Origin of the sequence: Streptosporangium fragile, from assembly GCF_039534445.1 — a bacterium.
GTDB lineage: Bacteria > Actinomycetota > Actinomycetes > Streptosporangiales > Streptosporangiaceae > Streptosporangium > Streptosporangium fragile.
The window spans coordinates 16,230-39,360 of record NZ_BAAAVI010000039.1 but is presented as its reverse complement, the minus strand read 5'-3'; the positions used below and the strand labels follow the sequence as shown (position 1 = coordinate 39,360).

The following is a 23,131-nucleotide window of genomic DNA, read 5'->3' as shown; positions in this document are numbered from 1 at the left end:
GGGAAGGAGCCGCGGTCCGGAAAGGAACGCGGCGCGACCTCCCCGACACGAGAGAACGCCGGCCGGGGTGATCCCCGGCCGGCGTTTCCCGTTTCCTGAGCGGCTTTTCGGCCCCTGGGCGATTCCCCGGTCGTCCGGGGGCTTCTCCCGGCTACTCGATCAGCCAGTGGAGCACGAAATAGGACAGCGCGGCGACGACCGCGGCGGCCGGGATCGTGAGAACCCAGGCGGTCACGATGTTGCCCGCGACGCCCCAGCGCACGGCCGACAGACGCTTGGTGGCGCCGACACCCATGATGGCGCTGGTGATCGTGTGGGTGGTGGAGATGGGGGCGCCGAAGCCGATGGCCGCGGTGTAGAGCACGGTCGCCGCGGCGCTCTCCGCGGCGAACCCCTGCGGAGGATCGAGCGCGATGATCCGGCGACCGAGCGTCCGCATGATCCGCCAGCCGCCCGCGTAGGTGCCGAGCGAGATGGCCGTGGCGGCGGCGAGGATGACCCACTGCGGGATCGGGTCTCCGTCGTTCTGGTATCCGCCGACCACGAGCGCCAGGAAGATCACACCCATGGTCTTCTGCGCGTCCTGCAGCCCGTGGCCCAGGGCCATGGCCGCCGCGGAGACGGTCTGCGCGTGGCGGAAGCCCCGGCTGGTCTTCGCGGGATGGGAACGCCGGAACGCCCATAGAATGGCGATCATGATGAGCCCGGCGAGGCTGAAGCCGACCACCGGAGACAGGATCATCGGGATGACGACCTTCTCCACGACCCCGTCCCAGTGGACGGTGCTCGCCGAGGCCAGCGCGGAGCCGACCAGGCCGCCGATCAGCGCGTGACTGCTGGAGGAGGGGAGACCGAAGTACCAGGTGATGATGTTCCAGGTGATCGCGCCGATGAGACCGGAGCCCACGATGACCAGGCCGTGGGTCCCCTGGGGGGCGTCGATGATGCCCTTGCCGACGGTCGCCGCCACCTGCGTACCGAGGTGGGCGCCCAGGAAGTTCATCGCCGCGGCCATGAACAGGGCGGCCCTCGGCGTCAGCGCACGCGTCGAGACCGAGGTCGCGATCGCGTTCGCGGCGTCATGGAAGCCGTTGGTGTAGTCGAACACCAGCGCCACGACCACCACGCCGATGACGAGTGCGAGCGTGAGATCCACTTAGCTTTCCTTGACCGCGATCGACTCGATCGTGTTGGCCACGTGCTCGAAGGCGTCGGCAGCCATCTCCAGCTGGTCGATGACCTCCTTCATCTTCAGGACGGTCAACGCGTCGTACTCGCCGCCGAAGAGCTTGGCCAGGAGACGGCGGTAGATCTGGTCGGCCTGGTTCTCCAGACGGTTGATCTCGATCCAGTACTCGTTCAGGTTCTTCATGGAGCGCAGCCGGGGCATGGCCTCGGCGGTGAGCTCGGCGGCACGTTCCAGAACCTCGACCTGGCGCACGACCTCCTTGGGGAGGTGGTCGATCTGGTACAGGACGATGAGGTCGGCCGCGGCCTCCATGTAGTCCATCACGTCGTCGAGGTTCGAGGCGAGACGGTAGATGTCCTCGCGGTCGAAGGGCGTGATGAAGCTCTCGTTGAGCCTGTTCATGATCGCGTGAGTACGCTCGTCACCGGCGTGCTCGCACGCCCGCATCTTCTCGGCCAGGGCTTCCCTGTCCGAGCCGTCACTGATGATCTCGACCAGCAGACGGGACGCTGTGACGAGGTTGTTCGCCGAGTCGGCGAACAAGTCGTAGTAGCTGTCCTCACTAGGCGTGAGACGCAGGCGCACGTCGTTCTCCAGATGTGCGGGGATGGTCCGCAGAGAAGGGTACGGGTTACCAGCGGAAATGCGAACTTCACCCGCTAGACACTCACTCTTCCTGCTGTCGCTACCCAGAGTGCGCCGGGTGACACGCAGCTCGAGGGGGTCTTGTGGGCATCTTTCCGGTGACCGTTTTGCTGATTTTCGGGCACATTATGCCTAAGTCAGGTCACATCAAGGACTCTCCGCCCCGGAGCGCGGTCCGGGGCGACGCCCGTACCTCCCTGGGGATCCCGCTCCCGCCATGTTCCGTGTGGGATCCATCGAGGCCAGCCCGGGACCGGCGGCCTCGGCGGACAATCAGGGTGATTTCCATCACGGAGGCCCACTAAACCGCGTTCCGGGCCGACATAACAGCCCCACCCCCGCCCGGAGGCTTCCCGGGGCTCCACCGCCCTCCGGACTCCGCAGGACCCCGCGCCTCCACCCGCACCCCCACAGGACCCCGCACCCCCACCGGGACTCCCGTCGGTTCCCGTCACAACGCCCTCGCCGACCCGCCGGCCTTCAGCCTTCAGATCGGCGTCCGGTGGAAGTTCAGGTAGGACCGGCTCGGCGTCGGCCCTCGCTGCCCCTGGTAGCGCGAGCCGTACTTCTCGGAACCGTAGGGGTGCTCGGCAGGCGAGCTGAGCCGGAAGAGACAGAGCTGACCGATCTTCATCCCCGGCCACAACTTGATCGGCAGCGTCGCGACATTGGACAGCTCCAGCGTGACGTGCCCGCTGAACCCCGGATCGATGAAACCGGCCGTCGAGTGGGTCAGCAGGCCCAGCCTGCCCAGCGAGCTCTTCCCCTCCAGCCGGGAGGCGATGTCATCGGGAAGGGTGATGACCTCGTACGTGCTCGCCAGCACGAACTCCCCCGGGTGCAGGATGAACGGCTCGTCGTTCTCCGGCTCGACCATCCGGGTGAGGTCGGGCTGCTCGATCGACGGATCGATGTGCGGATAACGGTGGTTCTCGAAGACCCGGAAATAGCGGTCCAGACGCACGTCGACACTGGACGGCTGGATCATCTCCGGGTCGAAGGGGTCGATCTTGACCCTCCCGGACTCGATCTCGGCGGCGATGTCACGATCGGAAAGCAGCACGTGAGGCAACCTACCAACGCCACGCAACCCAAAAGCCGAGAATCTTGCTCCCGCGGACGACCAGACCCGCCCGAGTATCCGCTACAGTAGTGACGCGGCGCACCGCTGCGGGTGTAGTTCAATGGCAGAACATCAGCTTCCCAAGCTGACAGCGCGGGTTCGATTCCCGTCACCCGCTCTCATCTCAGAAGCCCAGGCCATCCGGTGGATTCGGACCTGGGCTTCGACTTTTCCCAACCGCTTGTGGCCTTGCTGCCGTATCTCGGTCGCTGGTGCGGAGCCGACCTGGCAGTATCGGGAGGGAGGGGAGACACCATGAACTTCGACCGGATCACCGCCGAGCCCGACAAACTCGAAGGTAAGCCCTGCATCCGCGGTCTGCGCATCACCGTCGAGACCGTTGTCCGGCTTGTCGCCGCCGGGTGGACGTTCAACGAGATCCTGGCGGACTATCCCGATCTGGAGCGCGAGGACATCAAGCAGGCGCTGGAGTACGCCGCCGCCTCCACCAACGTCCACTTCTACAGCCTCCGAGAGCCGGCGTGAACTTCCTGATCGACGAGAACCTCTCACCCCGCGTCGCCGAGCTGCTGACCAAGGCCGGCCATGACGCTGTACATGTTCGCGATCTACAAGCGACGAGCGCCCCAGATTCCACGATCATGACTCTGGCCGCCGCGGACGGCCGGGTCATCATCTCCGCGGACACCGACTTCGGCGCTCTTCTGGCTCACGCCCGCGCGACGGAGCCCTCGGTCGTTCTCGTAAGGGAAATCTTGGAGCTTCGGCCGCCGGACTTGGTGGACATCGTCCTCGAACACCTCGACGTCCTCGAACCGCATCTTGAGACCGGTGCGATCGCCGCATTCACCACGACAGGGATACGCGTCCGCGCCCTCCCTCTCCGTTGAGGACCATCATGATCCGTGTGCCAGATCCGTGCCAGAACAGGCGGGGAACCACGGTCACTCACGGGAAATCGACCCGCCCTGACCTGCGCCCCCGTTTTCCCAGCTCAGCCCATCAAGGTCAGTAGATCATTCCCAAGCTGACAGCGCGGGTTCGATTCCCGTCACCCGCTCCACGTTCAAAGGCCCAGGTCGGGCGAGAACCCCGGCCTGGGCCTTGGCCGTTTCCAGCGCTACTTTGGCATCTCGCAAGTCCGAACATCGCTCCGGTGAGATCAGCTCGCCTCGCGCAGCGGTTGGAACTGAACGCTCAGCCGCATCTCCAGAGCCTCCGCCAGTCGCTCCAGCATCGGGATGGTCGGCATCGTGCCTCCCGCTTCGAACCGCGCCACCGCCGGCTGCTTCAGCCCTGTGCGCTCAGCCAGCTCGGCCTGAGTCAGCCCCAGTTCCTCACGGCGCAGCCGTACCGCCTCGCCCAGCTCGAACCGGATCCTGGCCGCTTCATATGCCGCTCCCGCACCGGGACGGCTCATGATCTCAGCCTTCTTGTCGGCCCACGTCCTGCGCTCACCCATTCCGCTCACTCCTCATCTGCGGTGTGGGCCTCAGCGATGCACCGCTGCATGACCCGCCACGCACGCTCAATCTCGGCGGACTCGCGCATCCGCTGCTTGCGGAACACCGTCAGCAGGATGATCCGCCTGCCCAGGGCGATCCAGTACGTGATCCGTACCGCCTCTCGGTGGAGGTGGAACCGCAACTCGCGCAGCTTGCCACGGAGTTGACGAGTGTAGGGCTCGTCGAGCAGAACGCCGCGCTCGGCCAGCAGGTCGACGTAGAAAACCGCCGTTTCCTGGTCTTCCTGATCAAGCGTGGCGAACCACTCATCGACCTCTGGCTCCAGTTCCACCTCTCCCCAGTTCATAACACGGACGTTATAGCGTGAGCAAGTGCCGCACCCGGAGAACGCGAAACCTAGTTTCCTCCGGGGGATGGGAACAGGCAGAGCGTAGGGAAGTGCGCCGCCTCTCCCTGCCGTGTCACGATGACGCCATGTTCGAGGTGATCAACTGGAGAGGCCACCTGCGCGTGACCAAGCAGGTCGGCGCCGAACGGATGATCGCCAGGATGGGCGCGGCCCTGGGAGAGCCCTTCACTCTCCTGTCCTATCAGCGTTACTGGAAGATTCCCGAGCTGGCCGAGGTACAACTGACCTCTCCGCTCGGGGTGCAGGAACCGCAGGAAGCCGTGTTCCGCACGATGCTCGCCGCCCAGAGAGTCGCCGGCCCATGGTCCGCGTCACCTACCACATGTTCGGCGATCGCCTTGACTTCGAAGGAGTCGCTGCCAAGACGGTGAGTACTCACTTCACTGTGCCCGGCGTCGAGTGGCTTTTGTTCTCTGTGACCGCCGACGAGCCCACGCCCTGCCCCGAGCAGGAACAACCCGCATGATCCTCGTGCCATTAGCGTGCCATTAGCCAGGGTGACGAAGGGTCAACCACGGTCACTCACGACCGGCCCCACGCCCAGCTCAGCCGCTCTACGAGGCGCGATCGATGCACTTCCCAAGCTGACAGCGCGGGTTCGATTCCCGTCACCCGCTCCAGCGATGAAGGCCCAGGTCAGGACAGAGATTCCCAACCCGGGCCTTGATCGTTTCTGGAGCCTGCCAGCCGTCTCCTCGGAAGTTCATCGCCAGTGTGGTGAAGCCGGAGGTCTCTCCCCCCTCCTCTGTAAGCTCATAGCCAGCGAGAGGAGCCACCACATGACCGCGCAGCCAGAGGACTTCCCCGCTTCCATCCCGTCGGCACCAGAGAAGAACCTGCGTTCCATCCGCGCAGCTCTGGTGACGTCTCAAGACCGAGAAGCGTTCGACACCGGGCTCAAAGCCGTACTCGACGAGGTCCGGGTCAGCCTGGATCTCAGCGTGCTGAACGCCTTCGTCCACCGCTGGTGGATCTCTGCATGCGACTCGATGAAGGACCCCGAAGGACGCCGCCAGATGCACGCCAGGGCTGAGCAGATCACTGCCGATGAACCATCCCGCCGGGGGAAACCGTGGCGTGAAGTTCTGACGGAGCGTGGGATCGAACTGTAGGTGTACCAGGTCCTGCTCGACCCGATCGTCGAGGGGCAGATCGCCGAGCTCCCCGAGGAAGCCTTGCGTCCGCTCGCGGAGCTGCTCGCCCTCCTGGAGATCGCGCCATGGAGCGGGCAACCGTACAACCCCGCCAATCCCAAGGCGAACATGCTCACCCATGCCTTCGGCGAACGGGGTCTCGCGACGTACATCGTGCTGGACGAACAACGCGAGGTCTGCCTCATCCGCATCGAATGGCCGTAACGGCTTTGCACTCGGACCCGATCACCCGCTCCCACTTCACATAGGTACTGAGCTTCCCCTCGTAGCGTGGAGATCGAACCGGGAGAGGTTTGGTCGTGGCAGGTACCACGCGGCGTCGCTTTGATCCGGAGCTCCGGGCCGGAGCGGTGCGGATCGTCAAGGAGACCGGCAAACCCGTCGCGCACGTCGCCCGGGATCTGGGGATCAACGAATACACGCTGCACAATTGGATGCAGATGGACCGGCACGCCAACGGTCAGGTCGGCGGTGGAGGTGGCACGCTGAAGGAGTCCGAGCAGGAGGAGCTGGCCCGGCTACGGGCCGAGAAGGCCGAGCTGGCGCGGGAGCTCGCGCGGGAGAAGGCGGCCTGGGCCAGGGAGCGCGCCGAGCTGGAAGACGAGCGTGATGTGCTCAAGCGCTCGGTGGTCTTATGGGTTCGAGAGGCGATGGGCCGGTGAGCGTGGCGGCCTTCATCCGCTGCCAGAAGACCGAGTACGGCATCAGTCACGTCATCTCCTGCCAGGCGCTGGGGGTCTCCCAGTCCTGGTTCTATAAGTGGAAGGACCGGGCCCCGACGTCGCGTGAGCGGCGGCGCGCTGATCTGGATGCGGCGATCGAGGAGTGTTTCACCGCTTCCGGCGGCACCTACGGCTCCCCGCGCATCACCCGTGACCTGCGGGAAGAAGGCTGGAGGGTCTCGGTCAACACGGTCGCGGCGCGGATGGCCGAGCTCGGCCTGGCCGGTCGGGCACGCAAGAGGTCGCGCTCGCTGACCCGTCAGGGCAAGCGGCCGGCCGCGCCGGACCTGGTGCGCCGCCGGTTCACCGCGGTCGCGCCCGCACCGGGTTGCGCCTGGCGGCAGCATCGGGAACGGGGTTGCTCAGCGGCACTCGAACGGGTTGACCCCCCACGGATCGTGGTGCGGCTCGCCGTGCTCGCGCAGCTCGATCTGGTAGGCCCGCCAGATGTCGGCCTCACTCAGCGGCACCGGGGCGCGGTGGCGCAGGCGTCCGGTGGGGCCCGCTCACGATAGGCGCGGCGGAAGGCGGCGTAGGTCAGGGCGGGCTCGGCCAGGCGGCGGCGGTGCTCGGCGCGCCGGTCAGCGCGGGTTCGATTCCCGTCACCCGCTCCAGTACCGAAGGCCCGGCTCAGGACCATGATCCGGAGTCGGGTCGTGATCGTTTTTGAAGTCCGGGCTGGTTTTCCCGTTCGCGCCGACTTACCATCGAAGGTATATACCATCAAGGGTATGTTCGAGGTCGCGTTGGAGCCCGAGGTGGAGGCATGGTTGGCGGAGTTGCCGTTCGGGCAGTTCCAGCGTGTGATGGCGAAGGTGGACCGGCATCTCGTGGAGAGAGGCGGTCTGCCGGACGGCGATCACGTCAAGAGTCTGCGTGATGGTGTCAGCGAGTTGAGGTTGCCCCTCGGGGAACGGTCTTGGCGGATCACGTTCTGGAGGCCTGGGGGCAGGGCGATCGTTCTGCTCACGGTGTTTGCCAAGACCCGCAACGGGCCGCAGCATGATGACGTGGATCGCGCGGTCGCGGCGAAGAAGACTTGCCGGCTCGAACATGACATGACCGTCACCCATGTGTTCGACAGGAGGTCATGATGGCTGGACACAGTACGTGGAAGACGCTGAAGGCCAAGCGGCTTCTGGAAGCGGGGGCCGAAGAGCACTCTGAGTACACGCGAGCCGTCCGGGACATGGATCTGGGGGACAGGCTCCGTGAGGTTCGTGTGGCGAGGAACCTGACTCAGGCCGAGGTCGCCAGGCGGGCAGGGATCTCCCAGCCGGCTCTGTCGCGTATTGAGCTGGGCGGGGGCGTGCCGACGCTGGAGATGCTTGACCGGATCGGCAGGGCGATGGGTGTTCGGTTCACCATCTCCGTGGGAGACGACCAGGCGGAACAGATCGATCTCCTGGCCGGTTAGCCGACTGGGGCAGGCGGAACCCGGCAATGTGTTCAAGGCGTTGAGCTGGGCTGATTCTGTGTCGTCCTCTTTATGGTGTCCTTGGGTTCGTTGGTCTTGGGTTTGTTGATCCAGGCGGGACCGGGCAGGTCGGGCGGGGAGGGATGAGCAGGCGGGGTGCGTGCCGCGCGGGCAGCACCAGGCCGCGGGCTGATCGTCGGGCCATCAGACAGGATGACGAGGGGTCGACCGCGGTCACTCACGACCGGTCGAACGCCCAGGTCAGCCGCTCTACGAGGCGTGATCCACGCACTTCCCGAGCTGACAGCGCGGGTTCGATTCCCGTCGCCCGCTCCACACTCAAAGGCCCAGGTCATGGACGGTTTCCGGACTTGGGACTTGATCGTTTCCGGGGTCTCCTCGATCTTCCGTGCAGTCAACGCAGTTAACGTGCAATCAGCTCACGGGAGCGAGCACCCCGGCTGAGCCGTTCTCGTCGCCGTCCCGCTTCTCCGACTGCCCGTCGATCGCGTCCGTGATGGCCTTGTCCGCGCCCCGTACGGCATGCCGGTAGATCATCGCCGCGCACACATTGTCGTGTCCCGGACGGGCCGCCAGGTCCTTGAGGCCCGCCCCCGACTCGGCGGCGAGCATGTTGCCCGTGTGGCGGAGGTCATGGAAGTGGAGGCCGGACAGGCCCGTCTCCTTGACCACGTCCACCCGGCGCGTACGGGTGTTGGGGCCGTAGGGCGCGGGCTGCGTCCTGTGCGTCCACGCGGCCGGCTCCGGAGACCCGGGAGTCCGTATGGTCATGGCCGCGCTTCTCTCCTTCGCAGCGTGTGCAGCGGAGGAGAGAAGCGCGAATATCTGATCCTGTTGGTCGGAGGTCCATCCCGAGGTGAATCCGTCGATCGTGCTGTGCGCCTTGCGGGTTGAAGGCGAGAACGGGTGGATGGTTCGGCGAAGCCTAAACTTGGGCCATGCCGATCTACCTGAGCCTGCTCGACGGTGTGCGGTGGCGGGGGCAGCCGGTGGTCGGCGAGAGGGCTCAGGCGCTGCTCGCCGCTCTCGCGCTCGCCTGCCGGACCGTGAACGCCGAGCGGCTCGCCGCGGAGGTGTGGGGGGACGACGAGCCGGCCAATCCGGCGAAGGCGCTGCAGGTCCTGGTGTCCCGGACCAGGTCGGTCGTGGGGTCGGAGGCACTGGCCACGGAAGGGGGCGGCTACCGGCTCGAGGTTCCGCCCGACCGGGTCGACGTCGGCCGGCTGCACGGTCTGGCGGGCCGGGCGCGGGCGTTGCTCGTCGAGGATCCGGCGGCGGCGGCCGCGGCGGCGGAGGAGGCGCTCGCGCTGGGCGCCGGGGCGCTGCCCCCGGAGGGCGGCGGCCCGCTGGCCGAGGTGCGCCGGCGCGCGGAACGCGACCTGGCGTCCGCGCGGGTCGTGCTCGCCCGGGCCCGGAGCCGGAGCGGCGACCACGGCCCCGCCCTGCCCGGACTCGAGGAGGCCGTGCGCGTCCACCCCGAGGACGAAGGGCTGCTCGCCGACCTCCTGCGCAGCGAGGCGGCGGTGCGCGGGACGGGCGCCGCGCTGGATCGCTTCGAACGCTACCGATCGGACCTGCGTGAGCGGATCGGCACCGACGTCGGCCCGGAGCTGCGGCGGGTCCACCGGGAGCTGCTGGCGCTCGACAGCCCCGTACGTGCCGGCGTGCGGTTCGACACGACTCCGCTGCTCGGCCGCGACGACGACCTCCGGCGGGTGCGGGCGCTGCTCGCCACGTCCCGGGTGGTCTCGATCCTCGGCCCGGGCGGCCTCGGCAAGACCCGTCTCGCCCATGCCGTCGCCCGCGAGGCCCCGCAGCCGGTGGTGCACTTCGTCGAGCTGGTCGGCGTGACCGCGCCCGAGGACCTGGTCGGTGAGGTCGGGTCGGCGCTCGGCGTCCGTGACTCGGTGACCGGACGCCGCACGCTCACCCCGCGGCAGCGCGCCGACGTCCGCGCCCGGATCGCCCAGCAGCTCGACCTGGCCCCGACGCTGCTGGTGCTCGACAACTGCGAGCATCTGGTGGAGGCGGTCGCCGACCTGGTCGCCTATCTGGCCGCGACCGCACGGGAGCTGCGTGTCCTCACCACGACCCGCTCGCCGCTGGCGATCGCCGCCGAACGCGTCTACCCGCTGCCGCAGCTGGGAACCGACGACGCGGTCGAGCTGTTCCGCGACCGCGCGACCGCGGCCCGGCCAGGTGTGCGCCTCGACGAGGAGGACGTGCGCGCCGTCGTGGCCCGCCTGGACGGCCTTCCGCTCGCGGTTGAACTGGCTGCCGCGAAGGTGCGGGTGATGTCACCGGTCGAGATCGCCCGCCGGCTGGAGGACAGGTTCGCGCTGCTGCGTGGCGGCGACCGGAGCGCCCCCTCACGACACCAGACGCTACTGGCGGTGATCGACTGGTCCTGGAACCTTCTCGGCGAGCGGGAGCGCCTGGCTCTGCGCCGCCTCTCGGCCTTCCCGGACGGCTTCACCCTCGACGCGGCGGAGGAGGTGCTCGGCGGCGACGCTCTCGGCGACGTCGAAGAGCTCGTGGAGCAGTCCCTGCTCACCGTCGTGGAGACGACCGACGGCGTCCGGTACCGCATGCTCGAGACGGTGCGCGAGTTCGGCCGGATGCAACTGGACGCGGCCGGCGAGACCGCCGAGGCACGGGCCGCCGTGCACGGGTGGGCTGTCGGGTACGCCGGCAGGCACGGCGTCCGGCTGTACTCGCCGGAGCAGATCGACGCGATGGACCGGTTGCGTTCGGAGGAGACGAATCTCGCCGACATCCTGCGTGAGGCCCTCGCCGACTCCGACCCGGAAGCGGTGGTGGTGCTGTTCTCCGCGCTGGGCGGCTACTGGTCGATCCGCGGAGACCATCCGCGCGGCATCGTCCTCACCCCGGCCGTCGCCGCCGCTCTGACCGGTTGGACGCCGCCGCCCCGGCTCCTCGACCGGGCCCGGGTGACCCTGAGCATGGCGCTGCTCAACACCGTCATCGTCCCCTCCGAAGAGACCGGGACGTTGGCGCGGCTGCTGTCCGGGCTGGGCGCCGACTCGGCGAACCCGGCCGTCCGGGCGCTGGTGACCGTGTTGCTCACCACGGTGTCGGACTCCGAGAACGGCTACGACGAGCTGATCGCCGATCCCGACCCGCTGATCCGCAGAACCGCGCTGCACTGGCTGAGCCACGGCCGGGAGAACGCCGGCGATCCGGCCGGCGCGATCGAAGCGGCCCGGGCCGCCCTCCAGCTCGCCGACGATGACGGCGGTCCCTGGCACCGGGCGGTGCTGCACGCCCAGCTGGCCGGCCTGTACGCGCAATCCGGCGACTCCGCGTCGGCCTCCGGGCACGCCGCCGAGGCGCTTCCGGTGCTCGAACGTCTCGGGGCGGTGGAAGACGCCGCCCAGATCCGTGCCGTCCTCGCCATGGCGGCGCTCGTCGAGGGTCGCCGCGACGAGGCCGCGCGGATGATCGACGACCTGGAGGCGCTCGCTTCCCAGGGCACCTACGCCGAGGTCCTGGCGGTCGTCGTCGGCAGAGCCCAGCTGGCCCTCGTCGACGGTGACATCGCCGAGGGACTGCGGCGGCACCGCGAGGCCGCCGAGGCTCTTCGGAACCTGCGCGCCCCGGGCGCGCCGGACGGTTCCACACCGTGGACCCTCGTGGGCGAGGCCGTCGCGCTCTCGGCGTTCGCGCAGTACGGCGAGGGCGACGACGGCGCGGACCTCTTCGAGCCGCTGCGGGCCAAGGTCCTGACCGTGCTCGGCCCGGACCACACGTTCAGGGACTACCCGATGGTGGGGATGGTGCTCGCCGGGCTGGGCGTCTGGGGCCTGCTGAAGGGGGCGCCGCCCGCCGAGGACGCGGTCCGGCTGCTCGTGCTCGCCGACCGGTTCGCCTACAACCGGTTCGCCCCGACGATGCAGTGGCCGGTGCTGTCCGCACACGCCGAACGGGCCGCCTCCGGTGTCATGTCCCGCATCGAGGCCGAATACGGCCGGCGGCGCGGCCCCGACCTGCTGGCCGAGGCCCGCGCCGTCCTGGAGCGGATGGTCTGACACCGTCTACATCTTCCGGGAGTACGAGCGGACCGCCAGCGGGGCGAACACCGCGACGACGACCACGCAGCCGATGACCGCCCAGCCGACCTCGGCCGTCACGGTCCCGTCGTTGAACAGGTCGCGCACGGCGGAGACGACGTGCGACACCGGGTTGACCTTCACGAACGCCTCCAGCCAGCCGGGCAGCGTCTCGGCGGGGACGAAGGCGTTGGACAGGAAGGTGAGCGGGAACATGATCATCATCGAGATGCCCTGGACGCTCTGCGCCGAACGCGCCATCGTGCCCAGCCAGGTGAAGATCCACGCCAGCGACCAGCCTGCGAACACGGTGAGTGCGACACCGCCGATGCAGCCGAGCACGCCGCCACCGGGGCGGTAACCGATGAGCAGGCCGGTGACGAGCGTCAGCACCGACGCGATGCCGTAACGGATCAGGTCGGCGATCATCGGGCCGGCCAGGGGGGCGATCCTTGCGATCGGCAGGGACTTGAAGCGGTCGAAGACCCCCTTGTCCATGTCTTCGCGCAGCTGCACGCCTGTCGCCATGCAGACCGTCAGGGCCGTCTGGGCGAGGATGCCGGGGATCAGTACCGGGAGGTAGTTCGACACGCTGCCGGAGATCGCGCCGCCGAAGATGAACGCGAACATCGCCGTGAACAGCAGGGGCTGGACGAGGACGTCGAAGAACTGCTCGGGCTTGCGGCGCATCTTCTTCAGGGCTCGCCATGCCATCGCCAGGGTCTGGACCCAGGTCTCTTGGAGCGAGCTGCGGGACGTGGTGCGGGCGACCACGGCGGACGGGTCGATGCGCCGGGGGTCGAGGGGGGTCGGGGTCGGGGTGCTCACGGTGGTCATCGGGCCGCCTCCATCCGGGGTTCGTCGTCGGCGCCATGGCCGGTCAGCGCCAGGAAGACCTCGTCCAGCGTCGGTTTGGCGACGCTCACCGAGGAGATGCCGAGGCCTGCTTCCCGCAGGCCGATCAGGACGTCCGCGGCCCGGTCGGGGTCGGGGAGGGGAATGTTCATGCGTCCTGACTCCGGGGTCAGGACCGGGTCCTCGCCCAGCAGCCGGCGGACGACGTTCGCGGCCAGGGCGGTGTCGGAGCCGTCTGCGAGGCTGAGCTGCAGGGTCGAGTCACCGACCTGGGTCTTCAGGGCGTCGGGGGTGTCTTCGGCGACTTTCCGGCCTCGGTCGATCACGGCTACGCGGTCGGCCAGCTGGTCGGCTTCGTCCAGGTACTGGGTGGTGAGGAGGATCGTGGAGCCGTCGGTGACCAGCTCGCGGATGGTGTCCCACATCTGGCCTCGGGTTCTCGGGTCGAGACCGGTGGTGGGCTCGTCCAGGAAGATCAGCGGTGGGCGGGTGATCAGGCTTGATGCGAGGTCCAGGCGGCGGCGCATGCCGCCGCTGAACTGGGACAGGGGACGGTCGGCCGCCTCCTGGAGGCCGAAGCGTTCGAGTAGGCCGCCGGCGATGGTCTTGGCTCGGGTGCCGGTCAGGCCCTGTAGACGGGCGAACAGCCAGAGGTTCTCCCGGGCGGTCAGATCCTCGTCCACCGAGGCGTACTGGCCGGTGACGCCTACCAGCTGCCGGATGCGGTGAGGTTCCCGCCGGACGTCGACGCCGAAGATCTCCGCGTGGCCGCCGTCGATCGGGAGCAGGGTGGCGAGCATTCGGAGCGTGGTGGTCTTGCCTGCCCCGTTGGGGCCCAGAACTCCGAAGATCTCGCCTTGCCGTACGTGAAGGTCGATTCCGTCCACGGCTCGGAAGTCTCCGAAGTCCTTGACCAGACTGTCGGCCCGGACGGCGCTGAGGTCCGCCATGACGCGTCTCCTCTCTCCGCCGGGTACCTCCCGGCGTCCGAGGAGAGTTTCCGTGTCCTCGGCTTCGTCGCGGCTTCACGCTGGTTTCACTCCTGACCTGGCGGTTTCATCGGCTCCGGTGTCCTCCTCCGCTGTCGTCGGGCCGTTACCGGGCCGTCGGCCATGGCGGCGAGGGGTCGGCCGCGGTCATTCACGACCGGCCGAACGCCCAGGTCAGCCGCCTTACGAGGCGTGATCCACGCGCTTCCCGGGCTGACGGCGCGGGTTCGATTCCCGGCACCCGCTCCACGCGCAAAGGCCCAGGCCAGGATGCGAAGTGGGCCGCCCGGATGCGCACCGTGCCCGTGTCGAGGTCAAGGGCGGCGCGCCGCGTCGCCTCGCGGCCCTGCGTCCGCTCGGCGGCCGGGCATGCGGCCTGGGGGCGGTCCCGGCCGCCGGCGGCCCGGGCCGCCCATCGCCCATCGCCCGGGCGCGTGACCTCACCCTGTTGCCACCGAACTCCGTACCAGCCGCGTCGGCATTCCGCCGGGCAGAATGATCGACTATGACGGTGATGATGCGCCGATACGGTGGCGCTCCCGATCTGCGGGCGATGCAGGAACTCACACAACGCCTGTGGTCGCTCGCAAGTCCTCACCACGTCGGCGATCTGGCGTGGGGCCGCTTCATGTACACGCCCGACCAAGCCGACTGGCCCATCGCTCTCTGGGAAGACCGCGGCCGTGTGATCGCATGGGGCTGGGCACAGTTCCCCGACGACCTCAGGCTCCAGGTCGATCCCACCTATCCCCGGCTACTCGACGAGGTCCTCGACTGGCTCGACGAACTCGCCGCAGGCAACCCCCGCGAGATCAACCCGCTGGACAGCCAGAAGGAGGTACAGACGGCTCTGCTCCGCCGTGGATACCGACGGCAGGAGAGCGGCCCTTACTTCGCCTACCACATGCGGGATCTGGCCGATCTGCCCGCGGTCGTCCTGCCGGAGGGGTTCACCGCCCGTGCCGTCGCCGGCGAGGCCGACCTGAACCAACGCGTGGCCGTGCACCGGGCCGCGTGGAACTCGACCCGTGTCACCACCGACTCCTATCGAGCCGTCATGGCCGCCTGGCCTTACCGCCCGAACCTGGACTGGATCGTCGCGGCTCCCGACGGCCGTTCCGTCGCGAACTGCCTGATCTGGTGCGACGACGCCAACAAGGTCGGCCTCATCGAACCCGTCGGCACCCATCCCGAGTTCCGCCGCCTCGGCCTGTCCCGCGCCGTGTGCCTTGCCGCCCTCCACGCCCTCAAGGATGTCGGGGCGACCACCGCGATCGTCTGTCCCCGCGGGGATCCCGCCTATCCGATTCCCCAGCGCCTCTACCGCAGCCTCGGCTTCAGGCCGTACGACCGCACACGTACGTACACCGGAGCAGGCCGACGATGATGTGCTGACCCCTCGGACACAGCCGCGACCGAGTCACGGCGGGATCGACATGAGAAACAGCGTCTCCGGCGGGGGCGCTCCGGCTCCGGGATGATCAGGCGGGCGGGGTGCGCGCGGGCAACACCAGGTCGCGGGCTGATCGTCGGGCCATCGGACAGGGTGACGAGGGGTCGACCACGGTCGTTCACGACCGGCCCGACGCCCGGCTCAGCGCCCCCGCAAGGCGTGATCGACGCACTTCCCGGGCTGACGGCGCGGGTCCGGTCCCCGTCGCCCGCTCCACGCACGAAGGCCCGGGTCACGGACGGTTCCCAGACCGGGCTTGATCATTTCTGACTCTCCGGTCTTCCCGGGCCATCGGCCTTCGTCCAGGATGGTCACCGCGACTCATGATCTACCCGCCGGAGCCCCGTCCTGTCGGCGGACCGTCTCCGAATCGGCGGACCGTCTCGGAATTCGATCGAGTGGCGCGCCGGTCTCCGTCCACGAGAATCTTGCCCCGTGGACGAGCACTGCTGTGAGTTGATGACCAGCCAGATCGTGCGGCACTGCGACGATCACGAAGATCCGTTCGACTGCCCGGACGCCCTTGTACGGTTCGATGCCGGGTCCCGGGAGTACGGCCTGATCATCCATGACGGCGGGACCTCGACCATCGGCATCGCCTTCTGCCCCTGGTGTGGGAACCGCCTCCCCGCTTCTCAGCGCGATCATTGATTCGCGGAGGCGCCGTCAAAGGCGTGCGCCGGTACCCGCCTCACCATGGAAGCCGAACTGGAGGAACGCGTGGCCGACGAAGCGCTCTACCTGAGGTTCCAGGCCACCGCCCGCGATCGACGAGGGCGCTTCCCCGGGGTGTTCGGGCTGGTCAACATCCTGGCGTCCAGGGGGAAGCTGACGGAGGAGCAGGAGCGCTTCAGGCGGACGAACAACGACTGGTACGACGCGAACTTCACCAACCCCTCCGATGTCGACCCCACGGTCTACGACCACGACCTGAACCCGGGGGCCGCCGCGTGGTTCAAGGCGTCGGCGCACGTGTTCATCGAGCGGGTCCCCGGCTACCTGGAGATCCTCGCCGCGCACGGCGTCGGCTGCGAGGCGGTGTACTCATCCGACCCGGGAAGGATCGTCTACGAGGACGATCACCAGATCGTCGTGATCCCCCACCACAGGGACACGACGGTGCCGTGAGTCACGCGATCGGGTAGGCGTCTTCCAACTCGTGACGGCCGGCCGGGAGCAGCACCTCCACCACGGCCAGAGCCGTACCCGAGGCTTCGCGGACCGCGCCGTGGACGGTCGGCAGCGGCGTGTTCTCCGGCATGCCGAGCCGCTCGGCCTCACCGCTCGCGGGGGCATGCGGGCGGTGATCTGCTCCGCCGCGCGGTCGAACCGCATGCCCTTGGCGCCCTCTGCAGGCGCACTGTCCGGCGTCACACATCGAAGCTCAGGCAGGCCCAGCCGGCAGGGCGAACAGGCGCCGGCACCGAACCGGTACGAGAATCACCTCTCCGGCGCCGGATTCTGCGCTCTGCCTCCTCGAAGGCCTTACTGCCGTTGTTGCACATCATCCTCGTGAATACCGCGGATGGTTGATCGATATCTGCATCATTCGTTTGACGCCAAAATTTTGTTGAACGTGTTCCATGTACTTCTGTATCCCGATGACGCAGGGCGCCCGATGAAGACGTCCGAAGGATCGAAAGGGAAGGCGGTGAAACCGAACGGCACACTCGTCACAGCATCGGCCGTCGGTGCGGTTGGACGACTGTGCGTCCGGGCCGTTCGGGTCTGTCCCGAACGCCTGAGCGTCCGGCGACCGCGGGATACGGGCCGTTCGACTCCGTCATGAACGGATCGGACGGCGAAGAGCGGCTCACACGACAACGCCGTACTACGGAAATTCGACTCTCACGGTCTCCGGAAACAGAGCAGAGGATTCCCCCATGAAGCTCAAGGTTACTGTTCTCGCCGCTTGCGCGGCCCTCGCGGCATTCCTGCCCGCGGCCCCCGCCTCGGCCGCACCGACCGGGGCGGCGACCACGCTGGCGGTCAAGTACATCACCGACTACGCGCCCGCGTACCGCACCGAGGCGGCGAGGGCAGAGGCGAAGCGCACCTGCCAGCAGGCCGGCGCGAATTACATCTACTACAACCCCCAGTGGCGCACTTTCTTCTGCTCCTGGGACGGCAACGGATGGCGGTGGCTCCTGTTCGTCAGGAATTAGCCGCCGGGTGGACGGGGCGCATCAGCGCTTCGCTGTTGCGCCCCGTCCGCGCCTCCGGGACGCGGGTTACCGGCTTCGCGGGCTTGCTGATCTTTGGTTCACGGAGTTACGGCGGCTTGAGGACCAGGCCAGGGCCGTGCTGCCCCGTTGTGCCAGGGCGCGGTGCCATCGGTTGGCCGACATCCGGGTGCCCTGCGGCTCTCTGGCGACGTGGGGCCCGGCGTAGCCGCGGGCGAACGACTCGGCCGCGCGCAGCCGTACCCGTTCGTGCCCGGCTCGGTGTCCGGCGGTCGGCCCGCCGCCACGGACGACGGGGCGGCCACCTCGCGGCCTTCGTCGGCCTCGCCGCCGCGCCCGTTCACTACCGCCGCCTCGCCGGACGAGCCGACCTCTCACACCGCCCGCACCCGTCACCACAGCCGCCGCATGAGCTCTGACCGTCCCGGACGGTGACATCGGAAGCCTGGAAACGACGGAATCCCGCCCGGTCAAGACGATCGGACGGGATCTCGTCAGCGTCCTCCGGCCGTCTCAGGAACGGTCCGCGGTGGTGACGGCGGGTCTCACTTCCAGAACTTGACCTCGGGGAAGGTCCCGGAGGGCCCGTCCAGCAACCGCTGGTCGCGCCCGCGCAGGTGCCGGTCCATGAAGGCGGCCACGTAGGCCCGGGTGATCTCCAGCTCCCTGGCCGACTGCTTGGTCAGCAGCGGGTAGTCCGTGAAGGAGGCATGGTCACCGCCTTCCACCGTGAGCCAGCGCTTCCAGTCTGTCATGCGCGCCCAGTCGCGGCCCCAGGTGAAGTCCTTGCCGCCCGGCTCGTGCACCTCGCCCGCGCCCATCAGCATGAACGGCCGCGCCAGGCCCTTGTCGGGGATGGGCACGAAGAAGGTGCCGTCCATATTGATCCCGGCGCGCACGCGCGGGTCCTTCAGCATCGTCCACGGTGTGCTGGAGCCGCCCAGCGAGTGTCCGGCCATGCCGATGCGCGAGCGGTCGATGAGTCTGGCGCCCTTCCACACCGGGTGGCGCCCGAGCAGCCGGTCGAGGACGAACGACACGTCCGCCTGCCGTCCCTTGACCGCCTTGTCGCCGAACTTCCAGGCGTCGGCTTCCTGCTCCTTGCAGGCCACGCAACCGGCCAGCCGGCCGCCGGGCAGACTCGTGCCGTACGACTCGTGAACGTGGTCGATGCCGACGACCACGTAGCCCCGGCTGGCCAGTTCCTCGGCGAGGCTGGTCAGCGACGAGCGCGACATCGTGAACCCGGGCGAGAGCACCACCAGTGGCAGCGTGCCCTTGCGCCCAACCGGACGGGCCCCGGTGACGGCGTGGGTCCTGATGCCGCTGACCACCTCGCTCGGGACATCGGTGATGTTCTGCCCCTTCAGCAGGGCCGCGGCTTCCTCGTCGGTCATGTATGGGGCGGACCGGCCGGCACCCTTCTCGGCGGGGTACCACAGCGAGACCATGAGCTCCCTGGTCTTCGCCGTGGGCACCCAGGGGTCGGGGCGGCTGCGGTCGACCAGGTGCAGGCTGACCGTCCCCATCGACTGGGATCCGGTCGGCGCGGGTAGCTCCAGGCTCTTGTCCGGGACGGGCTCTGCTTGCGCCAGGCCCGCGGCCTGGGCCGCTCGCGGGGAAGCGCTCTCGGCCTGGGCCGGCACGGCTGCGAGGAGGGCGAGCAGGCTCGCGGTGACGGCGCCCGCGGCACAGGCACCGCGCATGATCTTTATTTTCATGCCGCCTATGCTCTCGATGCCGCCGTGGCCCCGCTTCGGTCGAATGTCCAGCTCCACGTGCGACTTCGGGATGGTCCGAGTCCGCCGTGGATCGCAGTGACGTGGCCGCGAAGACGGCCGGCACGGCCGCCACCGCGCCGATTCCCGCGGGGGCGTTCGGGGAGGTCCTCCGCGCGGGTCCGTGCGGCAGGGGCAAAGTAGCCGCGGGCTACCAGGAGCTTCCAGGCGTTTTCCCATAAATAGGGCGGCTGGCTAAAGAAAGCCCCGTATCGCCCAATGCATGGCCTTATCCACTGTCATATTCGCATCACTTCCCCGGTGGGCCCGGTCAGAGGGTCTGCGGCGTATGACGGCCCAGGACGCGAGAGATGACCGTCTCGGCGGGCCTTCCGAGCACTCGCTCCAGGTCAGGGGTCTGCTGTTCCAACGCACCCGCGCGGACCTGGGCGTTTATCCAGCTCATCGGGCCCGGCCCGGTGTCCGGCACCTCCCGGGCCGTCCGCTGTGCGGCGACCTTGCGCATCGCCTGCATCGACGAGTGGCTGTGACCATGTTCGAAGGAGGTGAAGCCCGAGGCTCACCCCGCGATGCGGTAGTGGTAACCGCATATTTCGCCGAACCCCATCCGCTCGTACAGCCGGAGAGCCGGGATGTTGTCGCGCTCCACCTGGAGATACATGCGGTCGGCCCCGTGTGTCCCGGCCCAGGCGGCCAGCGCGGCGAGCACGTCGCGGGCCGCGCCTTTCCCGCGCGCCTCGGGAAGCGTGGCCATGCCGAACACTCCCGCCCAGCCGGTGTCGGCGACCGCGCGGCCCACCGCGAGGACATCGTCCCCGATCATCACGCAGGCGTAGGCACACGGCCGCTCCACACGACCGAGCAGGTCCCACTCGGAACGAGGGTCGCCACCATGGCCGTGCACAGCGTGCCAGGTTTCGAACCACGCGCGTGTCGGGCGGTCGTCCAATCGAACCCGCGGCGAGCCCGCCGGTGCCTGTTCCAGGACCCGCGCGGCCGACGCCACCTGCAACGACACCGGGCTCTGCCGGCGGTAGCCACGCTCCGCCAGAACTGTGTCGAGCCCTTCCGGGCACGCTCCCGGACTGATCTGAAACCGCGCGGCCGCGCCGTGACCGGCGTAGAACTCCTCCGCTCCGACGACCCTGCGCACCAGTTCGCCCCGCCTGGCATCACGGTGGGGCAGCACCGTTCCCACCCACCAGGCACAGCTGGGGGTATGGCGCAGCCACCACCCTTCGACATCCGTGATGTGCTCGGCCGGGAGAGCCCGGGCCGCTCTCTCCTGTAGGCCCCTCACCGTTTCCGAGCTGCTCGTGGCAGACGGCACCGACACGCACGCCCCCTCCCAGAACCGGCAGGTATCGGACACCTACCGATCCTGGCGTACCGACGACCGCTCACGAAACGCGCCCCAGCCTGTCGGCGACGACCCGGTCCCGGTCCTCGGCCGTATGCGTCATCACAGCCCCGGCGGACGTCGCGGGGCCGCCGGCTCGGCCCCCCGCCCGGCCCGCCGCCCGGTCGGCGGCTCGCGCGGGGCGAAGCGGGGACCGGCGGGCCCCGGGGCTCGGCGCGGTCGGCGCGGTTCGCGGTCGGCGCGGGCCTCCACCCGTTGCTCTCCGGGCCCGGGGCGGCGAAATCAGTGGATCGTCCCCAATATGATCATTTGCGTGGCTAAGCTGCCGTCCACGTCTCAATGTCTCGGGGAAAGGCTTGACCGGTGCTTCGCCACGGTACGCACATCGGCGCGATCGCGCTCACGTTCCTGATCGGACTCGGAGCCGAAGCCTCCTGGGCCGCCACGGCCATCCCCAAGGGGTTCCTGCTGACCGAGGCCCGGGCGACGGCCCCGCAGAGCGAGGACGACCGCAACGAGATGTGGTGGACGGTCAGCAGCCGGATGGCTCAGCCTCTGGAGGTGAACCCCTGCGGCGCGAAGAAGTACGGCGACGGTCGCACGGCGATGCGCACGATCAGGCTCAAGACGTCCGCGCCCGCTTCGTCGAGCGAGCAGCTGGTCCTGTACAAGAGCGTCAACGCCGCCAAGGCCGCGCTGGACAAGCTCCGCACCGATGTACGGCGTTGCGCGAAGGGCGAGAACGGCTACCGCTACTCGGCCAAGCCGTTGCGTATCGGTGACGACGCCGTGTGGGTGAAGTACTCCAAGCGCACCCAGAAGAACGAACTCCACGGCTCCTTCGCCGCAGTCGCCCGCCGCGGCAAGGCGCTGATCATCTACACCCGGGACGGGGGTAGTTATACGGCCGGCTCGCTCACGGGGCCGGCGAAGACGATGGCCGCGAAGGTCTGCAAGATCTCCGGCGTCTGCGCCTGACAGCTCACCCCCTCGGGGGCCGCGGCCGGGGATCCGCTCGACGCCGGGACTCACCCGCCGTCCTGGGCGGCCGACGGCCCGCCAGGACGGCGAGGGCGCCGTCCACGGCCGGTCCGGGCATCCCGCGAGCGGCGGGCGAGAACGCCATGGGGACGGGGCGGGCGAGAGCGCCGTAGGGGCGGGGCCCGCTCGGCCGCGTCGCTTTTACCCCGCCGCAACGGCCGCGACAGAGCTTTCCGCAACCCTGACCCTTCATTAGCAGGCCGGGGATCGACACTCATGGCAGCCGAAATCTAGCGTTATCGCAAATCCGGATTCATGACAGATCTCGGCCTGCCCGCCGTCAAAGTCGGCCGAGTGAAATTCCGAGACCCCCGCGATCAGCGATCTCCGCCAGAAAGGGGCCGGCCATGCTCGGAAAACTGTTCACCGTTGGCGCCCTGACCGCCTCGACGCTCATGGCTCCGGCCGTCGTGGCCGCCGCGCCCCTTCTCACGCCGTCCGGGGCGGCGGCGTCGGTGGCGACGAGCACGGGCGAGAACGCGTCCCCTGCGGTCGCCGCCGCGCCGACCGAGTGGAAGAGGGGGCAGTCCTTCCCCAACAGGGAGAGTTGCCTCTCCTACGGAGACGAGGGACACCACGGCCGGTGGAAGTGCAGTCAGGAGGGTGACTCCTGGGCCTACTGGTACTGGAATTCCTGATCGGAGACGCCGGCCGCCGGTTCAGCGGTCCCGTCCGGGCCGACTCCGCAGAGGAGCCGGCCCACGGAACGATTCGCCTGGTGGTGGGGGTTACTTACCCGGACGGTCGTGCTGCTCGTCGCGCTCGTTCTCCGGAGCGGGCTCGTCGTGCTTCTTCACGTCCTGCGGCTCAGCGCCCTTGCCCTTGCCCTTGTCCTTGCCCTTGTCCTTGTCCTTGCCCTTGCCCTTGTCCTTGTCCTTGCCGATGACGGTGAACTCGGCCGTGGCGGTCTCACCGCCCACGGTGACGGTCACCGTCTGCTCGCCGGGCCTGGCGGTCACCGGAACGGTGAGGGCCTTCGACGCCTTCTGCCCCTTGATGACCACCCGGTAACTCCTGCCCTCGGGGCTCTTCACGGTGGCCGTGGAGCCGTTCGCGGCACCCCGGGCGACGATCGACACCATGTAGGAGCCGCCCTGCTTGACCCGCTCGGGGTCGACCGAAACCTTGAGCGAGACCACACGGCGAGTCTCGTGCCGGTCACCCGCGTCCACGGAGCCCTTGGCGGGCTCCGGTTCGGCCTTCACGACGGCCGCGGGAGCCTGCGGGCGGCCGCTGTCCGCGAACGCGCCACCCGCGAACGGAACGGTGATCAGGGTCGCGCCGAGGACGGTGACGGCAAGAGGCTTGGCGAAGCGCATTGGTCGATTCCCATC

Annotated in this window: 29 protein-coding genes and 1 tRNA gene; 17 read left to right on the top strand and 13 right to left on the bottom strand. The window is 68.6% G+C overall.

Translation table 11 applies throughout. The features are described 5' to 3' along the window. Nucleotides 1-151: 151 nt before the first annotated feature. The 3 genes from ABD841_RS24430 to dcd all read right to left on the bottom strand — a co-directional run bounded on the left by ABD841_RS24430 (nucleotide 152) and on the right by dcd (nucleotide 2,897). Entirely contained in the window at nucleotides 152-1,156 is a 1,005-nt protein-coding gene (locus ABD841_RS24430; protein ID WP_344976226.1) for an inorganic phosphate transporter, read from the bottom strand. Then, entirely contained in the window at nucleotides 1,157-1,774 is a 618-nt protein-coding gene (locus ABD841_RS24425; protein ID WP_344976224.1) for a DUF47 domain-containing protein, read from the bottom strand. It lies immediately after the preceding gene. Between the two features lie 547 nt (nucleotides 1,775-2,321). Next, on the bottom strand, nucleotides 2,322-2,897 hold the full coding sequence (gene dcd, locus ABD841_RS24420; protein ID WP_344976222.1) for a dCTP deaminase: 576 nt from the start codon (nucleotides 2,895-2,897) through the stop codon (nucleotides 2,322-2,324). 107 nt (nucleotides 2,898-3,004) lie between these two features. On the opposite strand from dcd, the gene ABD841_RS24415 reads away from it, so the two are divergent. The 3 genes from ABD841_RS24415 (at nucleotide 3,005) to ABD841_RS24405 (ending at nucleotide 3,808) form a co-directional block, all read left to right on the top strand. Continuing rightward, nucleotides 3,005-3,075: transfer RNA gene (locus ABD841_RS24415), tRNA-Gly, on the top strand. 137 nt (nucleotides 3,076-3,212) lie between these two features. Continuing rightward, nucleotides 3,213-3,443, top strand: a complete 231-nt coding sequence (locus ABD841_RS24410; protein ID WP_344976219.1) for a DUF433 domain-containing protein — start codon at nucleotides 3,213-3,215, stop codon at nucleotides 3,441-3,443. Further along, on the top strand, nucleotides 3,440-3,808 hold the full coding sequence (locus tag ABD841_RS24405) for a DUF5615 family PIN-like protein (RefSeq protein WP_344976217.1): 369 nt from the start codon (nucleotides 3,440-3,442) through the stop codon (nucleotides 3,806-3,808). The genes ABD841_RS24410 and ABD841_RS24405 overlap by 4 nt, the downstream gene beginning before the upstream one ends. Before the next feature lie 272 nt (nucleotides 3,809-4,080). Here the strand turns inward: ABD841_RS24405 and ABD841_RS24400 are convergent, their stop codons facing one another. Beyond that, nucleotides 4,081-4,380, bottom strand: a complete 300-nt coding sequence (locus ABD841_RS24400) for a helix-turn-helix domain-containing protein (RefSeq protein ID WP_344976214.1) — start codon at nucleotides 4,378-4,380, stop codon at nucleotides 4,081-4,083. A 5-nt stretch (nucleotides 4,381-4,385) separates the two neighbouring features. Then, nucleotides 4,386-4,730, bottom strand: a complete 345-nt coding sequence (locus tag ABD841_RS24395) for a type II toxin-antitoxin system RelE/ParE family toxin (protein ID WP_344976211.1) — start codon at nucleotides 4,728-4,730, stop codon at nucleotides 4,386-4,388. A gap of 128 nt (nucleotides 4,731-4,858) precedes the next feature. Between ABD841_RS24395 and ABD841_RS24390 the strand changes: the two genes are divergently transcribed. The 7 genes from ABD841_RS24390 to ABD841_RS24360 all read left to right on the top strand — a co-directional run bounded on the left by ABD841_RS24390 (nucleotide 4,859) and on the right by ABD841_RS24360 (nucleotide 8,086). Then, on the top strand, nucleotides 4,859-5,164 hold the full coding sequence (locus ABD841_RS24390) for a hypothetical protein (protein ID WP_344976208.1): 306 nt from the start codon (nucleotides 4,859-4,861) through the stop codon (nucleotides 5,162-5,164). A gap of 408 nt (nucleotides 5,165-5,572) precedes the next feature. Next, a complete protein-coding gene (locus ABD841_RS24385) occupies nucleotides 5,573-5,905 on the top strand; it encodes a DUF6247 family protein (RefSeq protein WP_344976205.1) in 333 nt (110 codons plus the stop codon). Continuing rightward, nucleotides 5,906-6,151, top strand: a complete 246-nt coding sequence (locus tag ABD841_RS24380; protein ID WP_344976202.1) for a hypothetical protein — start codon at nucleotides 5,906-5,908, stop codon at nucleotides 6,149-6,151. A 95-nt stretch (nucleotides 6,152-6,246) separates the two neighbouring features. Next, complete coding sequence (locus ABD841_RS24375; RefSeq protein ID WP_344976199.1) at nucleotides 6,247-6,609, top strand: transposase; 363 nt, start codon at nucleotides 6,247-6,249, stop codon at nucleotides 6,607-6,609. Further along, nucleotides 6,606-7,184 (top strand): IS3 family transposase, encoded by a 579-nt coding sequence (locus ABD841_RS24370; RefSeq protein ID WP_344976196.1) that lies wholly within the window; start codon nucleotides 6,606-6,608, stop codon nucleotides 7,182-7,184. The genes ABD841_RS24375 and ABD841_RS24370 overlap by 4 nt, the downstream gene beginning before the upstream one ends. Nucleotides 7,185-7,400: 216 nt before the next feature. Next, the gene (locus ABD841_RS24365; RefSeq protein ID WP_344976193.1) at nucleotides 7,401-7,763 is read left to right on the top strand and encodes a type II toxin-antitoxin system RelE/ParE family toxin; all 363 of its coding nucleotides are present in this window, start codon (nucleotides 7,401-7,403) and stop codon (nucleotides 7,761-7,763) included. Further along, nucleotides 7,763-8,086 (top strand): helix-turn-helix domain-containing protein, encoded by a 324-nt coding sequence (locus tag ABD841_RS24360; protein ID WP_344976190.1) that lies wholly within the window; start codon nucleotides 7,763-7,765, stop codon nucleotides 8,084-8,086. Before ABD841_RS24365 ends, ABD841_RS24360 begins: the two co-directional genes overlap by 1 nt. A 435-nt stretch (nucleotides 8,087-8,521) precedes the next feature. On the opposite strand, the gene ABD841_RS24355 is transcribed toward ABD841_RS24360, so the two are convergent. Beyond that, the gene (locus tag ABD841_RS24355) at nucleotides 8,522-8,878 is read right to left on the bottom strand and encodes a tyrosine-type recombinase/integrase (protein ID WP_344976187.1); all 357 of its coding nucleotides are present in this window, start codon (nucleotides 8,876-8,878) and stop codon (nucleotides 8,522-8,524) included. 167 nt (nucleotides 8,879-9,045) lie between these two features. Between ABD841_RS24355 and ABD841_RS24350 the strand changes: the two genes are divergently transcribed. Continuing rightward, the gene (locus ABD841_RS24350; protein ID WP_344976184.1) at nucleotides 9,046-12,156 is read left to right on the top strand and encodes an ATP-binding protein; all 3,111 of its coding nucleotides are present in this window, start codon (nucleotides 9,046-9,048) and stop codon (nucleotides 12,154-12,156) included. Between the two features lie 6 nt (nucleotides 12,157-12,162). On the opposite strand, the gene ABD841_RS24345 is transcribed toward ABD841_RS24350, so the two are convergent. Both ABD841_RS24345 and ABD841_RS24340 read right to left on the bottom strand, forming a co-directional pair. Further along, the gene (locus ABD841_RS24345) at nucleotides 12,163-13,014 is read right to left on the bottom strand and encodes an ABC transporter permease (protein ID WP_344976182.1); all 852 of its coding nucleotides are present in this window, start codon (nucleotides 13,012-13,014) and stop codon (nucleotides 12,163-12,165) included. Continuing rightward, complete coding sequence (locus ABD841_RS24340; protein WP_344976180.1) at nucleotides 13,011-13,982, bottom strand: ATP-binding cassette domain-containing protein; 972 nt, start codon at nucleotides 13,980-13,982, stop codon at nucleotides 13,011-13,013. Before ABD841_RS24340 ends, ABD841_RS24345 begins: the two co-directional genes overlap by 4 nt. Nucleotides 13,983-14,526: 544 nt before the next feature. Between ABD841_RS24340 and ABD841_RS24335 the strand changes: the two genes are divergently transcribed. From ABD841_RS24335 to ABD841_RS24325, 3 genes are all read left to right on the top strand, one after another. Then, nucleotides 14,527-15,408 carry a GNAT family N-acetyltransferase gene (locus ABD841_RS24335; RefSeq protein ID WP_344976177.1) on the top strand — a complete coding sequence of 294 codons (882 nt, stop codon included), beginning with the start codon at nucleotides 14,527-14,529 and terminating at the stop codon, nucleotides 15,406-15,408. A gap of 501 nt (nucleotides 15,409-15,909) precedes the next feature. Further along, nucleotides 15,910-16,125: a DUF6980 family protein gene (locus ABD841_RS24330; RefSeq protein ID WP_344976174.1), complete on the top strand. Its 216-nt coding sequence runs from the start codon at nucleotides 15,910-15,912 to the stop codon at nucleotides 16,123-16,125. Between the two features lie 45 nt (nucleotides 16,126-16,170). Next, on the top strand, nucleotides 16,171-16,602 hold the full coding sequence (locus ABD841_RS24325) for a hypothetical protein (RefSeq protein WP_344976171.1): 432 nt from the start codon (nucleotides 16,171-16,173) through the stop codon (nucleotides 16,600-16,602). Nucleotide 16,603: 1 nt separating this feature from the next. On the opposite strand, the gene ABD841_RS24320 is transcribed toward ABD841_RS24325, so the two are convergent. Further along, complete coding sequence (locus ABD841_RS24320; RefSeq protein ID WP_344976168.1) at nucleotides 16,604-16,735, bottom strand: hypothetical protein; 132 nt, start codon at nucleotides 16,733-16,735, stop codon at nucleotides 16,604-16,606. A gap of 622 nt (nucleotides 16,736-17,357) precedes the next feature. On the opposite strand from ABD841_RS24320, the gene ABD841_RS24315 reads away from it, so the two are divergent. Then, a complete protein-coding gene (locus tag ABD841_RS24315; protein WP_344976166.1) occupies nucleotides 17,358-17,639 on the top strand; it encodes a hypothetical protein in 282 nt (93 codons plus the stop codon). 563 nt (nucleotides 17,640-18,202) lie between these two features. Here ABD841_RS24315 and ABD841_RS24310 read toward each other — a convergent pair. From ABD841_RS24310 to ABD841_RS24300, 3 genes are all read right to left on the bottom strand, one after another. Further along, nucleotides 18,203-19,378 carry an alpha/beta hydrolase family protein gene (locus ABD841_RS24310; RefSeq protein ID WP_344976163.1) on the bottom strand — a complete coding sequence of 392 codons (1,176 nt, stop codon included), beginning with the start codon at nucleotides 19,376-19,378 and terminating at the stop codon, nucleotides 18,203-18,205. A gap of 328 nt (nucleotides 19,379-19,706) precedes the next feature. After that, nucleotides 19,707-19,910 (bottom strand): hypothetical protein, encoded by a 204-nt coding sequence (locus ABD841_RS24305; protein WP_344976160.1) that lies wholly within the window; start codon nucleotides 19,908-19,910, stop codon nucleotides 19,707-19,709. Between the two features lie 45 nt (nucleotides 19,911-19,955). After that, nucleotides 19,956-20,696, bottom strand: coding sequence for a GNAT family N-acetyltransferase (locus tag ABD841_RS24300; RefSeq protein WP_425582031.1), 741 nt, complete (start codon nucleotides 20,694-20,696; stop codon nucleotides 19,956-19,958). Nucleotides 20,697-21,119: 423 nt separating this feature from the next. Between ABD841_RS24300 and ABD841_RS24295 the strand changes: the two genes are divergently transcribed. Beyond that, a complete protein-coding gene (locus ABD841_RS24295) occupies nucleotides 21,120-21,734 on the top strand; it encodes a hypothetical protein (protein WP_344976155.1) in 615 nt (204 codons plus the stop codon). A 410-nt stretch (nucleotides 21,735-22,144) separates the two neighbouring features. Beyond that, nucleotides 22,145-22,435, top strand: a complete 291-nt coding sequence (locus ABD841_RS24290; RefSeq protein WP_344976152.1) for a hypothetical protein — start codon at nucleotides 22,145-22,147, stop codon at nucleotides 22,433-22,435. 90 nt (nucleotides 22,436-22,525) lie between these two features. Here ABD841_RS24290 and ABD841_RS24285 read toward each other — a convergent pair whose 3' ends face one another. Further along, nucleotides 22,526-23,116, bottom strand: a complete 591-nt coding sequence (locus tag ABD841_RS24285; RefSeq protein WP_344976149.1) for a hypothetical protein — start codon at nucleotides 23,114-23,116, stop codon at nucleotides 22,526-22,528. Nucleotides 23,117-23,131: the final 15 nt, after the last annotated feature.